Origin of the sequence: Moritella dasanensis ArB 0140, from assembly GCF_000276805.1 — a bacterium.
Taxonomy (GTDB): Bacteria; Pseudomonadota; Gammaproteobacteria; order Enterobacterales; family Moritellaceae; genus Moritella; species Moritella dasanensis.
The window spans coordinates 95,495-112,506 of sequence record NZ_AKXQ01000011.1; the positions used below are offsets into that span (position 1 = coordinate 95,495).

16 protein-coding genes are annotated in these 17,012 nt (G+C 41.7%); 8 read left to right on the forward strand and 8 right to left on the reverse strand.

Translation table 11 applies throughout. The features are described 5' to 3' along the window. Position 1 precedes the first annotated feature (1 nt). The 6 genes from ftsA to mutT all read left to right on the forward strand — a co-directional run bounded on the left by ftsA (position 2) and on the right by mutT (position 7,876). Positions 2-1,249, forward strand: a complete 1,248-nt coding sequence (gene ftsA / locus A923_RS0111000; protein ID WP_017221738.1) for a cell division protein FtsA — start codon at positions 2-4, stop codon at positions 1,247-1,249. Positions 1,250-1,279: 30 nt separating this feature from the next. Further along, entirely contained in the window at positions 1,280-2,473 is a 1,194-nt protein-coding gene (ftsZ, locus tag A923_RS0111005; RefSeq protein ID WP_017221739.1) for a cell division protein FtsZ, read from the forward strand. A 169-nt stretch (positions 2,474-2,642) separates the two neighbouring features. After that, positions 2,643-3,566, forward strand: coding sequence for a UDP-3-O-acyl-N-acetylglucosamine deacetylase (gene lpxC / locus A923_RS0111010; RefSeq protein ID WP_017221740.1), 924 nt, complete (start codon positions 2,643-2,645; stop codon positions 3,564-3,566). A gap of 126 nt (positions 3,567-3,692) precedes the next feature. Next, positions 3,693-4,607 carry a M23 family metallopeptidase gene (locus A923_RS0111015; RefSeq protein WP_017221741.1) on the forward strand — a complete coding sequence of 305 codons (915 nt, stop codon included), beginning with the start codon at positions 3,693-3,695 and terminating at the stop codon, positions 4,605-4,607. Positions 4,608-4,653: 46 nt separating this feature from the next. Further along, positions 4,654-7,371, forward strand: a complete 2,718-nt coding sequence (secA, locus tag A923_RS0111020) for a preprotein translocase subunit SecA (protein ID WP_017221742.1) — start codon at positions 4,654-4,656, stop codon at positions 7,369-7,371. Positions 7,372-7,483: 112 nt separating this feature from the next. Further along, the gene (gene mutT / locus A923_RS0111025) at positions 7,484-7,876 is read left to right on the forward strand and encodes an 8-oxo-dGTP diphosphatase MutT (RefSeq protein WP_017221743.1); all 393 of its coding nucleotides are present in this window, start codon (positions 7,484-7,486) and stop codon (positions 7,874-7,876) included. 41 nt (positions 7,877-7,917) lie between these two features. On the opposite strand, the gene yacG is transcribed toward mutT, so the two are convergent. The 8 genes from yacG to A923_RS0111065 form a co-directional block, all read right to left on the reverse strand. Beyond that, complete coding sequence (yacG, locus tag A923_RS0111030; RefSeq protein WP_017221744.1) at positions 7,918-8,103, reverse strand: DNA gyrase inhibitor YacG; 186 nt, start codon at positions 8,101-8,103, stop codon at positions 7,918-7,920. Positions 8,104-8,137: 34 nt separating this feature from the next. Further along, positions 8,138-8,743 carry a dephospho-CoA kinase gene (gene coaE, locus A923_RS0111035; RefSeq protein WP_017221745.1) on the reverse strand — a complete coding sequence of 202 codons (606 nt, stop codon included), beginning with the start codon at positions 8,741-8,743 and terminating at the stop codon, positions 8,138-8,140. Between the two features lie 37 nt (positions 8,744-8,780). Then, positions 8,781-9,668 carry a prepilin peptidase gene (locus A923_RS0111040; RefSeq protein ID WP_017221746.1) on the reverse strand — a complete coding sequence of 296 codons (888 nt, stop codon included), beginning with the start codon at positions 9,666-9,668 and terminating at the stop codon, positions 8,781-8,783. Between the two features lie 141 nt (positions 9,669-9,809). Beyond that, on the reverse strand, positions 9,810-11,063 hold the full coding sequence (locus tag A923_RS0111045) for a type II secretion system F family protein (RefSeq protein ID WP_017221747.1): 1,254 nt from the start codon (positions 11,061-11,063) through the stop codon (positions 9,810-9,812). A gap of 72 nt (positions 11,064-11,135) precedes the next feature. After that, complete coding sequence (gene pilB / locus A923_RS0111050) at positions 11,136-12,839, reverse strand: type IV-A pilus assembly ATPase PilB (RefSeq protein WP_017221748.1); 1,704 nt, start codon at positions 12,837-12,839, stop codon at positions 11,136-11,138. Between the two features lie 6 nt (positions 12,840-12,845). After that, on the reverse strand, positions 12,846-13,310 hold the full coding sequence (locus tag A923_RS0111055; RefSeq protein WP_017221749.1) for a pilin: 465 nt from the start codon (positions 13,308-13,310) through the stop codon (positions 12,846-12,848). Positions 13,311-13,709: 399 nt separating this feature from the next. Further along, complete coding sequence (gene nadC, locus A923_RS0111060; RefSeq protein WP_017221750.1) at positions 13,710-14,552, reverse strand: carboxylating nicotinate-nucleotide diphosphorylase; 843 nt, start codon at positions 14,550-14,552, stop codon at positions 13,710-13,712. A gap of 24 nt (positions 14,553-14,576) precedes the next feature. Continuing rightward, positions 14,577-15,083, reverse strand: coding sequence for a retropepsin-like aspartic protease family protein (locus tag A923_RS0111065; protein WP_017221751.1), 507 nt, complete (start codon positions 15,081-15,083; stop codon positions 14,577-14,579). 268 nt (positions 15,084-15,351) lie between these two features. Here A923_RS0111065 and ampD point away from each other — a divergent pair, with 268 nt between their 5' ends. Together ampD and ampE are read left to right on the forward strand one after the other, a co-directional pair. Beyond that, on the forward strand, positions 15,352-15,927 hold the full coding sequence (gene ampD, locus A923_RS0111070; RefSeq protein ID WP_026006206.1) for a 1,6-anhydro-N-acetylmuramyl-L-alanine amidase AmpD: 576 nt from the start codon (positions 15,352-15,354) through the stop codon (positions 15,925-15,927). Between the two features lie 37 nt (positions 15,928-15,964). Further along, positions 15,965-16,813 carry a regulatory signaling modulator protein AmpE gene (ampE, locus tag A923_RS0111075; protein ID WP_017221753.1) on the forward strand — a complete coding sequence of 283 codons (849 nt, stop codon included), beginning with the start codon at positions 15,965-15,967 and terminating at the stop codon, positions 16,811-16,813. Positions 16,814-17,012: the final 199 nt, after the last annotated feature.

The following is a 17,012-nucleotide window of genomic DNA, read 5'->3' on the forward strand; positions in this document are numbered from 1 at the left end:
AATGACTAAGTCGATGGAACGAAAATTAATTGTAGGTTTGGATATCGGCACATCAAAAATTGCCGTTGTCGTTGGTGAGTTATTACCTGACGGCGAGCTGAACATCATCGGTTTAGGTGAAAGCGCGTCGAGAGGCATGGATAAAGGTGGTGTTAACGATCTTGAATCTGTGGTCAAAGCCGTGCAACGTGCATTACAAGAAGCTGAAATGATGGCTGATATGAAAATATCGTCAGTCTATTTGAGTATTTCTGGTAAACATATTAGCAGCCAAGATGAAATTGGTATGGTGGCGATTTCTGAAGATGAAGTCACACAAGATGATGTCGATAACGTGATCTATACTGCAAGGTCGGTGCGAATTCGTGACGAACATCGAATTTTACATGTGATACCACAGGAATATGCTATTGATTATCAAGAGCGCATTAAAAATCCTGTTGGTTTATCAGGCGTTCGTATGAAAGCCAAGGTACATTTGATCACCTGTCACAATGACATGGCAAAAAACATTGTAAAATGTGCTGAACGTTGTGAATTACATGTCGATAAATTAATTTTTTCTGCGCTGGCATCAAGTTATGCTGTGGTCACTGATGATGAGAAAGAACTCGGTGTTTGTGTCGTGGATATCGGCGGTGGCACGATTGATATCGCCGTATTTTATGATGGTTCGTTACGTCATACATCGGTGTTTTCTTATGCGGGAAATGCAGTTACTAGTGATATTGCTTATGCATTTGGTACCCCGCCAGCAGATGCTGAAGATATTAAAGTTAACTTTGGTTGTGCACACGCTAATTTATTACAACGTGATGATACTATCGAAGTGGCGAGTGTCGGCGGTCGACCATCGCGCACTTTACAGCGACAAACACTTGCAGAAGTGATAGAACCTCGATATTCTGAGCTATTCGGAATGGTTGAAGATGAATTAAAAACTGTTTTGGCCTCATTAAAACTGGAAAAATTAGCAGCGGGTATTGTCCTCACTGGCGGCGCTGCACAAATTGAAGGTTTGGTTGAATGTGCAGAAGGCGTATTTAACTCACAAGTTAGAATTGGTATACCCTTAAATATCAAGGGATTAACTGAATATGTAAATACCCCAGTTTATTCAACAGCGGTTGGTTTACTTCTGTTTGGTAAAGAACATCAGTTCGAACCTACAACAGAAGTAGTCGTAGAAAAAAATAATTGTAATCAGCTATTAAAAAAAATAATGAGCTGGTTCAAAGGCGGGTTTTAAAACCCCAATAAGATTTTTGGAGAAAGTACCATGTTTGAACTACTCGATGATAGTCACGATGAAGCTGTCATTAAAGTTATTGGTGTTGGTGGCGGCGGCGGTAATGCTGTTGATCACATGGTAAGTGAGACAATTGAAGGTGTTGAATTTATTGTAATTAATACGGATGCACAAGCATTGCGTAATTCAGCAGCTGGCACTGTTATTCAAATCGGTAACACAATCACGAAAGGCTTAGGTGCGGGTGCAAATCCAGCGGTAGGCCGTGAAGCAGCATCAGAAGATCGCGATACTATCCGTGAGCATCTACAAGGCTCTGATATGATCTTTATCGCAGCTGGTATGGGCGGTGGTACGGGTACTGGCGCTGCACCAGTTGTTGCTGAAATTGCAAAAGAACTGGGTATCTTGACTGTAGCCGTAGTAACGAAACCTTTCTCTTTTGAAGGTAAACGTCGTCTGAGTTACGCGCAAGCCGGTATTGATGCATTAAGTGAACAAGTTGATTCTTTGATCACAATCCCGAACGACAAACTACTGAAAGTATTGGGTCGCGGTGTGAGCTTATTAGATGCCTTCAAAGCAGCAAATAATGTATTGCTTGGTGCTGTGCAAGGTATTGCAGAATTAATTACTCGTCCTGGTCTTATCAACGTGGATTTCGCCGATGTTCGCACAGTCATGAGCGAAATGGGTACTGCAATGATGGGTACGGGCGTTGCATCTGGTGAAGATCGTGCTGAAGAAGCCGCTGAAGCTGCTATCTCTAGCCCATTACTTGATGATGTCGATCTAGCGGGCGCACGTGGTATTCTGGTGAATATTACTGCCGGCTTAGACATCAACATCGAAGAATTTGAAACGGTTGGTAATTCAATTAAAGCGTTTGCATCTGATAATGCAACGGTTGTTGTGGGTGCGGTAATCGACCCTGAAATGACAGATGAACTTCGTGTAACGGTTGTTGTTACGGGTATCGGTGCTGAAAATAAACCTGATATGACCTTAGTACCGACACCAGTGAAGAAAATCGAAGAAGCTAAAGTTGAACCAGCTAAAATTGAAGAAACAGCTAAAGCGACAGTGGTAGCAGCCGATAACCAAGTTGACGTGCAAAATGTTGCACAGCAAGTTGCTGTTGGTGAAAGTCATACTACTAAGGCAACGAAAAGTGAACCGGACTATCTCGATATTCCAGCGTTCTTACGTCGCCAAGCAGACTAATACTTTATTGTATTGTCGCTAGAATATGATTCAGTCTTACGCACTGTTTTTAGCCTAAAGACTGAATTATATAAGCTGTGTTTGGATTGGTGATTTTGCATTTCCAGTAGGGCTGTGGTAAATTGCTCGGCCTCGCGCTGGAGTGTGGGATTTAAATAGGGTGACACTAATGATTAAACAAAGAACATTAAAACAAGCTGTACGTGGTACCGGCATCGGTCTGCATTCTGGCAACAAGGTTACCCTAAATCTTCGTCCAGCAGCAGCGAATACCGGTATTATCTATCGTCGTATCGATCTTGACCCTATCGTTGATTTCAAAGCATCGGCTGACATGGTTAAAGATACGATGTTGTGTACTTGTCTTGTTAGTGAAGACGGTCACCGTATTTCGACTGTCGAACATATTAATGCGGCATTAGCAGGCCTTGGCATCGATAATATTATTATTGAAGTTGATGCAGCTGAAATTCCAATCATGGATGGCAGCGCTAGTCCTTTTATTTTCTTGCTGCAAAGTGCGGGAATTGAAGAGCTAAATTGTGCCAAGAAATTTATTAAAATCAAACAACCAATTCGTGTTGAAGATGGCGATAAGTGGGCTGAATTCTTACCGTCGAACCATGGGTTTATCATGGATTTACGTATTGAATTTGATCATCCGGTATTTGAAGGTCAAAACCAGCATATTCGTGCAGATTTTTCTGGCGATTGGTTCCATCAAGAAATCAGTCGTGCACGTACTTTTGGTTTTATGAAAGATATTGAATATTTACAGTCACAAAACCTCGCACTGGGCGGTAGTCTAGACAATGCGATTGTGGTTGATGAGTTCCGTATTCTAAATGATGACGGTTTACGTTATGAAGATGAATTCGTTAAACATAAAGTACTTGATGCTGTTGGTGATCTGTATTTATCAGGCCATTCAATCTTGGGTGAGTTTAGAGCATTCAAAACTGGCCACGGCATGAATAACTTATTATTAAGAGCATTACTTGCTAATCAAGAAGCGTGGGAATTTACCACCATTGATGAAACGCAAGATGCGCCTATTCGTTGGTTAGAAGCCAATCTAGAACTGGCGTTATAATCTAACCAAATCAGTTTATTATCTCGGTTCTGACGCTGTTACTGCGCGCTGAGATAAATACAGATAGAATTGTGGCACCAAATTGTTTATATTTAGTGTCACATATTCATCAGTTAAAAAAAGATTATGAGCGTTACAATTACTTACTCGAATAGTAAACATAACTATTCTAAATTATTTAATCTCTATTTCTTCATATTTGCATTAATTGCTGTTATTGCAGCATCGATAGCGTCTTCTTGGTTTCTCTATTCAAACTACTCTTCTCAAGCCATTCAGCTTAAGATTGCAAAAACTCAGCAAAAATATCAACAACAAGCCGATCAAGTCCTTGCGCTACGTCAAGAAACAGATTTGAAAATCGCGGTATTTGCGAGTAAAGTTGGCATGATGCAAGCGGAAGTTAACCGTTTGAGTTTATTGGGTGATGAATTGGCTAAAGATGCCAGTTTGACGCGTGGTGAATTTGATTTTATGCTAAAGCCTGCCATTGGTGGTCCTATGGATACCGATTCAAGTTATGCTGTTGATTTACAAACCTTGCTTGAAGAGATGGATTTACTGTCATTAGAAGTAAATAATCGCTCGCAACAGCTCACACTACTTGAAACTATGCTATTGAATCACAATATAACAGATGAGGCTGTGTTATCTGGTCGACCTGTTATTCAGCGTGGTTCTTGGTTATCATCTCCTTATGGCGTGCGTAAAGACCCTTTTACAGGGCGAGCTACTATGCATAAGGGTGTTGATTTTGCAGGTGATAATGGTATGAACATTATTGCCACAGGCGCTGGTGTTGTTACTTGGTCTGGAAGACGTTCAGGTTATGGCTTATTAGTCGAAATTAATCATGGTAATGGTCTGTCGTCACGTTATGCCCATTCCAAAGAGTTGATCGCAAAAGAAGGCGATGTGGTTGGTAAAGGGCAAACTATTGCTATTATGGGAAGTTCGGGACGCTCTACTGGACCCCATGTGCACTACGAAGTGCTAAAATCGGGACGACAAGTCGATCCTAAACGCTATGTTTATCGCTAAAATGCTTTAAATTTCAAATAGATTCACAATAACTTTTGGTCATAAAATGTTAACTAATATAATTACAAAAATAGTCGGTAGCCGCAATGACCGCATTTTAAAAAAATTGCACAAAGTTGTAAAACAAGTTAATCAATTAGAAGCAGATTTTGAAGTATTATCAGATGATGAACTAAAAGCAAAAACAGTTGATTTCCAACAACGTTTTGCTGCTGGTGAATCACTTGATAGTCTTTTAGCGGAAGCATTTGCGGTAGTACGCGAAGGCTCTAAACGTGTGTTTGGTATGCGTCACTTCGATGTCCAACTATTGGGTGGTATGGTATTAAACAATAACCAAATCGCCGAAATGCGTACAGGTGAAGGTAAAACCCTAACCGCAACGCTACCTGCATATTTAAATGCCTTAACAGGTAAAGGCGTCCATATTATTACGGTGAATGATTATCTTGCTGCACGTGATGCGGAATGGAATCGTGAACTATTTGAATTCTTAGGGTTAACCGTTGGCTTGAACGTGTCTGGCATGGACAACATGGCCAAACGTGACGCTTATGCTGCGGATGTTACCTACGGCACCAATAATGAATTTGGTTTTGATTACCTGCGTGACAACATGGCGTTCGAACCGCAACAGCGTGTAATGCGCCCGTTATACTACGCGGTAATCGATGAAGTCGATTCAATCTTAATTGATGAAGCGCGTACACCACTGATTATCTCAGGTCCTGCGGATAACAGCTCAGAATTATATACTAAGATTAACACCATCATTCCATTGCTAGAACAGCAAGAGCAAGAAGATACTGAAGAATATACGGGTGTTGGTCACTACACGGTTGATGAAAAGAACAAGCAGGTATTACTGACTGAGAACGGTCAAATTAAAGTAGAAGAAATGTTGAAAGAGCGTGGCTTATTAAGCGCTGATGATTCTTTATTCTCTGCTGCTAACATCTCATTACTGCATCACATTAATGCGGCATTACGTGCGCATACGTTATTTGAAAAAGACGTTGATTATATCGTTAGTGATGAAGGCGAAATTGTTATTGTTGACGAACATACGGGCCGTACTATGCCGGGTCGTCGTTGGTCTGAAGGTCTACATCAAGCGGTAGAAGCCCGTGAAGGTGTGAAGATCCAAAATGAAAACCAAACGTTAGCATCGATTACTTTCCAGAATTACTTCCGTATGTACGAAAAACTGTCGGGTATGACGGGTACGGCTGATACTGAAGCTTTCGAATTCCAATCTATTTATAGCTTGGAAACAGTGGTACTACCGACCAACAAACCAATGACGCGTAAAGACTTCGGCGATCTGGTTTACCTGACTGCTGATGAAAAGCATGTCGCGATCATTGAAGATATTAAAGATTGTGTCGCTAGAAAACAGCCTGTATTAGTGGGTACGGTATCCATTGAGAGTTCTGAATTACTTTCTAATTTATTGAAGAAAGACAAGATCAAGCATAACGTATTGAACGCTAAGTTCCATGAACGTGAAGCTGAGATCGTTTCTGATGCTGGTAGTATCGGCGCGGTAACAATTGCAACCAATATGGCCGGTCGTGGTACCGATATTGTGTTGGGTGGTAACTGGCAGACTGATGTTGATAAGCTGAAGAATCCGACTGAAGCGCAAATTGCCCATATTAAAGCGGAATGGCAAGTACGTCACGAAGCTGTGCTTGCTGCTGGTGGTTTACATATCATTGGTACTGAGCGTCACGAGTCTCGTCGTATTGATAATCAATTACGTGGTCGTTCTGGTCGTCAGGGTGATGCAGGTTCAACACGTTTCTATCTTTCTATGGCCGATCCGCTTATGCGTATTTTCACATCAGACCGTATTACCGGCATGATGAAGAAATTGGGTATGGAAGAAGGCGAAGCGATTGAGCATAAATGGGTAACACGCGCGATCGAAAATGCCCAACGTAAAGTTGAAGGCCGTAACTTTGATATTCGTAAATCGTTACTTGAATTCGATGATGTTGCCAATGATCAACGTAAAGTGGTTTATGAGCAACGTAACGAGTTAATGGAAGCGGAAGACATCCGTGACACTATGGTTGCGATCCGTGAAGACGTGATCAATGCGGTTATGGATGCTTACATCCCACCACAATCATTACATGAAATGTGGGACATCTCAGGTCTAGAACAGCGTTTACGTGCTGATTTCATGCTGGAATTACCTATTCAGCAATGGATTGATGATGACAGTAAGTTATACGAAGAGAAGATCCGTGAACGTATCATGACAGCGGCGAATGAAACTTACGTCGCAAAAGAAGATGCTGTGGGTGCCCAAGTGATCCGTCAGTTCGAAAAAGCAGTCATGCTACAAACACTTGATGGTTTATGGAAAGAGCATTTAGCGGCAATGGACCATTTACGTCAAGGTATTCATTTACGTGGTTATGCCCAGAAAAACCCGAAACAAGAATACAAGCGTGAGTCGTTTGAACTGTTTACTGAAATGTTAGAAAATTTGAAGACTGATGTCGTTGGCGTGGTTTGTAAAGTTCAGGTGCAAGCACCGGAAGATGTCGAAGCGGTAGAAGCACAGCATCGTCGTAGTGAATCATTACCACAAAACATGAGTCACGCAGCGGCTGAAAACCAACTTGCTGATGAATCAACGGCGACTGAAGCTGAAACATTTGTGCGTCAAGGTCAGAAAGTAGGTCGTAATGATCCTTGTCCTTGCGGTTCAGGTGCTAAATTTAAACAGTGCCATGGTAAATTAAGCTAATAACGGTAGTTAACACCCGTTATTAATGAAAATTAAAAGCGCTAAAACAGCAATGTTTTAGCGCTTTTTGTTAACTGTCATTTAATCCTATAATTTAATAAGAGAATTCAGCATGAAAGTCGTCCATGTCGCTGCCGGTATTATTGTTCGTGATCAGCAAGTATTTATCAGTAAACGTAGCTCAGAGCAGCACCAAGGTGACAAGTGGGAGTTTCCTGGTGGTAAGGTGGAATCTGGCGAATCTGTGCTTGAAGCGTTAACTAGAGAGCTTAAAGAGGAAGTTAATCTTGATGTTATTAATGCGCAGGCATTTCACCAGTTAGAATTCGATTATGGCGACAAGATCGTGCAATTGGATTTTTATCTTGTTGATAAATTTGACGGTGTAGGTAAGGGTCTTGAAGGGCAGCAAACTGCATGGGTTAATATTAATGCATTAGCGGATTATAAATTCCCAGCGGCGAATCAAGTGATCGTCGAGATGTTAATGACTCAGTTTGCCTGAGCCATTGATCAGCATAAATTCAGTTAGCCGAATTAATTGAACTAGTCGAACTCGTAACCCTTAGGCTGAAGTTCTTGTGGTGAAACTTCTTCACCCGGGATCGCACGCTCTTCACTTGCCCATTCGCCAAGGTCTATTAGCTTGCAACGGTCGCTGCAAAACGGGCGAAATTCACTAGTGGTAACCCATTCAACGGATTTTTGACAGGTTGGGCAATTTACTTGCATGGTAACTTCCTAAATAAACAGTGCTTGAAAGATGCTAGTCTGCCATGGCTACTGCCGCTAATTCAAGAAATTTTTGATGTAAAACGGCTGTATCGGTGATGACTTGTTGACGATCATTATTCACTATCACTGAGTCAGCTGCTGCAAGGCGTTGTTCACGCGTTGCTTGTGATTGTAATATAGCCTTGGCTTGCTGTTCAGAGACGTTATCCCGCGCAATTGTTCGCTGTATTTGTACTTGCTCTTCGACATCAACAACCAGTACATGATCACACAAGGCGGTGAGCTTATTCTCAACTAACAGTGGCACCACCAACACAGTATAAGGCGAGTCGCTCGCCGCTAATTGTGCTAATAACTCCGCGCGGATCATCGGATGCAGTAAATTATTTAACCATTGCTTGTTGGCATTGTCAGAGAATATTTTTTCACGTAATAATACCCTATTTAAACTACCATCATCACGTAATATCAGCTCACCAAAATGCGCGCTAATTTGTTTTAATCCTTCACTGCCTATTGCGACAACTTCTCTGGCGACAATATCAGCATCGACTAAATTAATACCCTCGTTAGCGATAAGATCGGCAACGGTGGTTTTTCCTGATGCGATCCCACCGGTTAATCCAACAACATACATATCGACTGACCTTGATAAATAATGCGAATAAATAGAGTTAATAAATAAAATTAACTAAATAGAAATTAACGAGTTGGTCGCCCCAAATAAGGTATAACCAACCGGCAATGGCCAAGTAAGGACCAAACGGGATCGGATTGCCTCGGGCATGTTTTTTTAATGCTATCTGGGTAATACCAATAATGGCCCCAGCAAAAGAAGATAACAGAACAATGGCTAAAATTGATTGCCAACCAAACCAAGCACCAAACGCGGCTAATAGTTTAAAATCACCATAACCCATGCCTTCCTTGCCGGTTAATAACTTAAAGCCCCAATAAACAGACCATAATGAGAAGTAACCTACGATAGCACCGATAATGGCATCGGATGGTGTTACCCAAGCGTAATTAACGTTAAGAAATAGTCCTAACCATAATAACGGGAGTGTTATCTGATCGGGTAATAACATCTTATCAATGTCGATAAAAGTCAGTGCAACTAAGGTCCACGTTAAGATCAATGCGCCAGCTAATTGAATGCCGTAAGGAATGTACAAGGCAACCACGAGCGATAACAAACCCGTTAACAGTTCAATACTCGGGTAGCGAGCTGAAATAGGATTGGCACAACTGCTGCATTTACCGCTTAATACCAACCAGCTAATCACCGGAATATTTTCCAATGCACTAATTTGATGGTTACACTTAGGGCAAGCAGATCGGGGTAACAATAAATTAAATTTAGTCGGTTCGATCTTAGTTTCTGCAGTTTTACATTCATCGCTGAAATATACCGTGCACTCTTGCTGCCATTCACGTTCCATCATGATTGGTAAACGGTAAATGACGACATTTAAGAAACTACCGACTAGCAGGCCAAGAAGGGCAACGGATAACCATAATAGCCAAGGAGAGAGTTGAAAAAGAAGCGCTAAGTCTTGCATGTGGATTACCTGTGCCGGAGTTAATTGATAGATAAATGTTAAGTGAAATAAGATGATAGCAAACCCACTACAGAAAAGCTGTTAAAGCTTACTTAATGGCATTCAAATTACATCTAGCACCTTAATTACATTACCTCTTCATTACATGATGCTACCCATTTTAAAGATAGGTAAATACATCGCAATCACCAGACCACCAATCACCACACCCAGTACGACCATGATCATAGGCTCAATCAAACTGGTTAAGCCATCAACCGCATCATCAACTTGCTGTTCATAAATGTGTGCGACTTTGGCTAACATATCATCGAGTGAACCAGACTCTTCACCTATCATCACCATTTGTGTGACCATATCAGGGAATAAATTAGTTGAGCGCATAGCAATGTGCATTTGTAATCCGGCGATCACTTCATTACGCATTTCCATTACCGCATTTTTGTAGACAATATTGCCCGATGCGCCTGCCGCAGAGGTTAGCGAATCTACCAGCGGAATACCGGCGGCGAATGTGGTCGATAGGGTTCTGGCGAAACGTGCTAATGCGCCTTTATGCATAATAGGCCCAATGGCAGGGATCTTGAGGATAGCTCGTTCGGTGGTATGTCTGACTTTTATTGAACGTTTATTGGCTCTAAGATAGAGAATTGGTATGCCAAACAATACCCCTATCACCAAGTACCAAAATTGACTGACGAAATCAGAAATCGACAGCACAAACAAGGTGAAAGGCGGCAGTTCTGCGCCAAATCCAGCGAAGATGTCTTTGAATTGAGGTATCACATAAAGTAATAAAATAAGCGTCACGACAATCGCGACCGCGACCACCATCGCCGGGTATAACATGGCTTTCTTAATCTTAGATTTGAGTGCTTCGGCTTTTTCTTTATAGGTGGCGATACGATCATAAATAGTGTCCAATGAACCCGATTGTTCACCTGCACTGATCAAATCACAATATAAATCATCAAAATAAAACGGATGTTTGCGCAAGGTATCAGAAAGCGAAGTACCAGTAGAGACTTCGGCTGCAATCTCACCGATTAACGAACGCATGGTCGGATTATCATTACTACGGGCAATAATTTCTAAACTTTGTACTAACGGCACGCCAGCATTAAGCATGGTGGAAATTTGTCGTGAAATGAGGGCAATGTCCATCGGTTTAATTTTTTTGCTGCCGACAGAGAACAAGCCTGTTGATTTACGCTTGGCTTTTAAAACATTGATGCCCTGACGGCGAAGTTCAACCTTCAGGTTGCTGATGCTTTCTGCTTGCAGTTCACCACTGACTTTTTTACCTTTGCGGTTAACGCCTTGCCAGTTATACGGATAGCGTTTTTTTACTGCTGATGCGGTGCGGCTATTGGTTTTTTTGGTGACTGCGACCATGATGCTATCCTTAGCGAATGGTGGACGTTGAAATCCTTGTTAAAAAACGAGTTGCTTCGTTATTATTGTGTCTTAATGACTGGTGATACGTTCAACTTCAATTAAACTCGTGACCCCGTCGATCACTTTTTGTAATGCTGATTGGCGTAAGGTATCCATGCCTTCCTGCTGGGCTTGATCGTTGAGCTCCATAGAGTTGCTGCCAGTTAAGATCATTCGGGCGATCATATCTGACATTGGCATGACTTCGTAGATCCCCACACGACCTTTATAACCTTTGGTGCATTGCTTACAGCCAACTGCTTTAAACGGGGTGATGCAGAGATCAATTTGCTGCTGGCTAAAGCCAAGCTTAGCTAATTCAATGGCCGGAATATCTTCCGGTTGTTTACATTCACTGCAAAGCCGACGACCAAGACGCTGGGCGATGATCAAACTGACTGATGAACCAATATTATAAGCAGGTACGCCCATGTTAGATAAGCGAGTCAGGGTTTCTGCTGCGGAGTTGGTATGCAATGTCGATAAGACTAAGTGACCGGTTTGTGCTGCTTTTATCGCGATCTCAGCTGTTTCTATATCTCGGATCTCACCGACCATCACCACATCAGGATCTTGACGTAAAAATGATCGTAATGCCATTGGGAAAGTTAATCCCGCTTTTAAATTGATCTGTACTTGATTGATGCCCGAAAGGTTAATCTCAATAGGATCCTCGGCGGTGGATATGTTGCGTTCGACGGTATTGAGGATATTAAGGCCACTGTACAGCGAAACGGTTTTACCACTACCGGTAGGCCCAGTAACCAAGATCATACCTTGCGGCTTTTGTAACGCTGTTAGGTATAGTGCTTTTTGTTTTTCGTCATAACCAAGAATGTCGATATTAAGGCTGGCTTGGTTAGAATCTAAGATCCGCATGACGACTTTTTCACCCCACATGGTAGGCAGGGTACTAACACGCAGATCGACGGATTTGTTTTTCGATAATTTTAATTTGATGCGGCCATCTTGTGGCACTCTGCGCTCGGCAATATCCAGTTTCGCCATGACCTTTAAACGGGCAGAAAAACGCATCGCTAAGTTCACTGGTGGTGATACCATTTCGTGTAAGATACCGTCGATACGAAAGCGGACGCGGTATTTAAATTCATAGGGTTCAAAGTGAATATCAGATGCACCTTTTTTAATCGCATCCAGTAGAATCTTATTTACAAATTTAACGATTGGCGCATCATCGGTGCTATCTTTATTTTCTTGCTCTAAACGTGAGTCGCTATTATCAACTTCCAAGTCACCGATATCGGCATCGTTAAGATCGCCAAGGGCATCAATGTCATTTTCTAATACTGTTTCTAAGGCTTTTTGTAATTGCAGTTCATCAACCAATAATACTTCGGTATGTAAACGAAAGCTGAAGGAGAATTCTTCTAATGCGGTGACATTGGTCGGATCGGACATTGCTAAGTATAGGGTTTGTCCCTGCACGTAAATAGGCAGTGTATGATGTTTTTCGATGAGCTTTTTATTGAGCAGGTTATCGGGGATCTCTTCCAGTTTAAAGGTATCTAAATCGAGCAGTGGTACGCCGTATTCACGCTCTAATAATTTAGCCAGCTCTTGACTATCGATGATGTTACTGTCGACGAGCAGGGTCGTGAAGGCTTTACCTTCCAGTTTAGCGCTTTGCAGAAGTGAGGGTATCTCTTCTACCGCGAGGTATGAATGTGCGACCAGGCTGTGAGCCAGGCCGCTCGCGTTATGCTTGTGTTGCATTAGGGCTTAGCAGAAGCCTTTTGCACTACAAGAGCCACCTTGTACCCAGCCAACGCGACCACTAGAATCCATTTTAGCTGTCAAAGTATAATCTACGGAATCATCGCCTGTCGCTGTAGCTGTAATTGTAGCGCCACTTGCTGTGACTGCATATGCCGTACTATCCACTTTTCCATAACCCGTGCCGTCGTCAGCTGGAATGCCTTTTTCACCAGCTTTACCACACTTACTAGCGTCATTAGCTTTAAATGTATTTGAAGCATCATCTGTCAATCCCTGCATTTGAGCACACAGTTCTACAGCTGTTTTGATTGGTCCGGTTGCAGCTATAACTTCTGCAAATTCTGCTCGTTTACTATAGTTTTGATAAGCAGGCATGCCTACACCCGCTAAAATTGCCACAATCGCGACGACGATCATCAATTCAATTAACGTAAAACCTTGTTGCAGTGCTTTCTGTTGTACTCTCATCTTTTATATCCTTATAAAAATTACCAAATAGTCCTTACTCATCACAAGGTATCAAATGGTATGAGACATCTGATGAGTTGGATTTATTTAAACGTTTATTTAACATTTTGTATACATAACTTTAACGATCCAGATCAAGTTATAGAATAAAATGTAAGAATAACTTATTGATTTATTGATATATAATCATATTTAACTAGGGGGGTCATAGGTTAAGTGAGGTGATTAGAAGGTTATTTCTAGATGAATAACTACAATGTGGGGGCTTATATAGTCGTTCATTGTATTTTTGCAGACTGATTTAGAGTATAAAAAAAGCACTACTCCTTACGGGGCAATGCTTGTGATTTTATTACTACTTTAGAATTGGTTTAAAGCTAGCTTACCTAATGAATAAGCTTATTTAATAAAGCGCATCGACAGATCGGTCGCTTGCACATGTTTAGTTAGCGCACCTACCGAGATAAAATCAACACCGGTAGCAGCAAAACTGGCTAGTGTCTCAATTGTAACATTACCTGATACTTCTAATTTTGCTTTACCTTGGTTTAATTCAACCGCGGCACGCATCATCGGAATATCAAAGTTATCTAACATCACGATATCTGCACCGGCATCTAATGCTTGTTTTAATTCTGCTAGGCTTTCAGTTTCTACTTCAACAGGTTTGCCTGGTTGTAACTCTTTTGCTTTAGATATGGCGTTTTCAATGCCACCACAGGCCATGATGTGGTTTTCTTTAATCAGGTAAGCATCGAACAAGCCAATACGGTGGTTTTTACCGCCGCCACAAGTCACTGCGTATTTCTGGGCAAAGCGTAAGCCAGGAATGGTTTTACGGGTATCAAGTAACTGACATTTGGTGCCCGCTAATTGATCGACATATTCTTTCGTTAATGTCGACACGCCAGATAATGTTTGCACAAAGTTTAATGCATTACGTTCGCCGGTTAATAACGTGCGTGCAGGCCCTTCTAAGGTGAATAGCGTTTGATCTGGGGCAACTAAATCACCGTCAGTCACAAACCATGTCACAGTCACTGTGTCACCAAGCTGGTGGAATACTTCATCAACCCAGGCTTTACCACAAAATACTGCTTGGTCACGGCTGATCACTTTAGCTTTTGCTTGTGTTTCTGCTGCGATTAAGTTTGCCGTGATATCACCTTCTGCCACACTTTGACCACCAAGGTCTTCTGCTAATGCAGTGCTTACTGCGCGGCGTATTTCTTGTTGTAACATAATAATTCCTAGGTCGATTAAAAACTAATATTCACTTAACGTGAGGGTTTTGCCTTGCTGGACTAATTTAACTTGTTTCAATGCATTCATACCCAGCAGAATTGTATCACCATCCATATAAGGATTGATATTCGCACTGAGGTCGTAAAGCGTTAATTTACCAACCGATAAGCTGTCTAAACGTGTTGAAAATACTTCAATCACACCATTGGCGGTATTCACTGATTGACTATAACCAGCGGTTAAGCCGATCTGTTCGGCGACGCTTGCCGGTATTGATACCTGCGTGGCGCCAGTGTCGAGTAAAAATTTTACCTGATAACCATTTATATAACCATTAGTAACATAGTGTCCGGCGCTATTTTGTTGCAGCACAACGACTGCATTGCCATTTTGTTGGTAACTTTCTGGTCGGCTATTGGGGTTTTGTTGTTGCGATAAAAAACTATTGAAGAATAAGGTCATCACAATCAACCCACTTATCCAGGCGATATAGGTCATGGCTTTGGCGATTTTTTTATTTCCATCCATTGTCTTTCTCCATTTTCTTTTTCCAGTATAAACAAGTTAATTTATTGGCTTCGCACTTTGCTGGCTCAGGGCTGTATTTGACTGACTTAGGGCTATATTTTACTGGTTCAGGGCTGTATTTTACGGACGTAACTATTTTATTGCTAACGATATCATTGTAAAGTGAAGCTATTGTAGCTAGTAGTTATCGTAATTAGTAGCTATCGTAATTAGTAGTTATCGTAACTAGTCGTCTGAATAGCATTTAACTCGATTATAGTCAGAAGGTATGAATACAGTGGCAAATAGACAACCCGACTCAGGCTTATTAGCAAGCGCAGATTTTTTATCATCGCCACATTTTGATGATCGCCCAACCGACGTTGATATCGATTTGCTGGTGATCCATTGTATTAGCTTACCGCCTGAGCAATATGGTACTGACTATGTCGAAGACTTTTTTCTTGGTAACCTCGATTGTAGCCTACACCCTTATTTTAAAAAGTTAATAGCAGTCAGAGTGTCTGCGCATTTATACATTAAACGCGATGGCCGCGTGATCCAATTTGTGCCGTTAGCTAAACGCGCTTGGCATGCTGGACTTTCGGAATTTGCAGGGCAATCGCGTTGTAATGATTTCTCGATTGGTATTGAGCTTGAAGGGGATGTTAACCACCCTTATACTGCAGCCCAGTATCAATGTTTGACGACGGTGACGCGAGAAATACAAACCCGCTATCCATTAATCACCCAAGCGCGTATTACCGGCCACAGTGATATCGCCCCCGTACGCAAAGATGATCCCGGCCCCTATTTTGATTGGCAGCATTATTTTGCCTGTTTAAATTCGAAGGCCGATCAATAAGGCTGATCAATAAGGCTGATCAATAAGGACAATAAATATGGCATTAATATCTCTGCTGCTGGCATTACTGATTGAGCGAGTGGTGCATTTGAGCGCTAAACTACAGCTCGATAATGTCTTACAACGTTATCTGTTCCCGTTATTACCCTCATTTATTAATGGTGGCCTATTTAGCACGTTGGTGATTATCGCGTTACCAGCAATCTTGATGTACAGCTTACTGGATGTATTAGCAGGGCTGTATTATGGCATTTTTACGGTTATCGTTTGGTTGCTGTTATTGCTGGTGAGCTTTGGTGGCAGTGACTATCGTCGTGATTATCGTCAATACCTCAAAGCATTAAGTCGTAATGATTTAGAAGCCAAAGGCATGTATGCAGAGTGTTTGGATGTAAACAGTGAACGTTTTTGCGCGACGTTACTGACTCAAGCTGTTGCTCAGCAGTTAGTTTGGCTTAACTACCGTTTTTATTTTGCAGTTATTTTTTATTTTGTAGTTGCTGGGCCTATTGGTTTAACCCTGTATGTGGTGGCGCGTAGTTACCATAAATATGTTGTTCAACATCATAGCAAGCGCTTAAAGCGTACTGGTATTCATCGGGTTATGCGCATTGTTGATTGGTTACCGGCACGCTTAACCATGTTTGGTTTTGCGCTGGTGGCTGAAGAGCAGGCGGCATTACCACAGAGCCTACGTAGTTGGCGTGACCTATCAACGCCTGAGTTTGATTTATTAGGCAAGGTGGTATATCTCGCCAGCAAAGCCAACGTGAAAACGGATAAATGTTATGACTACACCTGTTATTTAGTGCAACTTGCCAAACGTAATATCATCTTCTTTGTGACTGTTATCTCCCTCCTTACCATTAACGGTACTATTGTTTAATTATTCTCTATCTATTCTATAATTATTCCTTAGCGATGATTTAGTTATTACTGAACCATCGCTAAGGATGATTAAATTTCTGATTTTCGATAAAGCATAGGGCGTAATGTCTTATGCTTTGTGGTGCTTAAATCGTGGATTAAGTGGTAAGACCAATATGACCAAGTTATTACTTTGGGGGTAGTTTGTTGCACGTTTA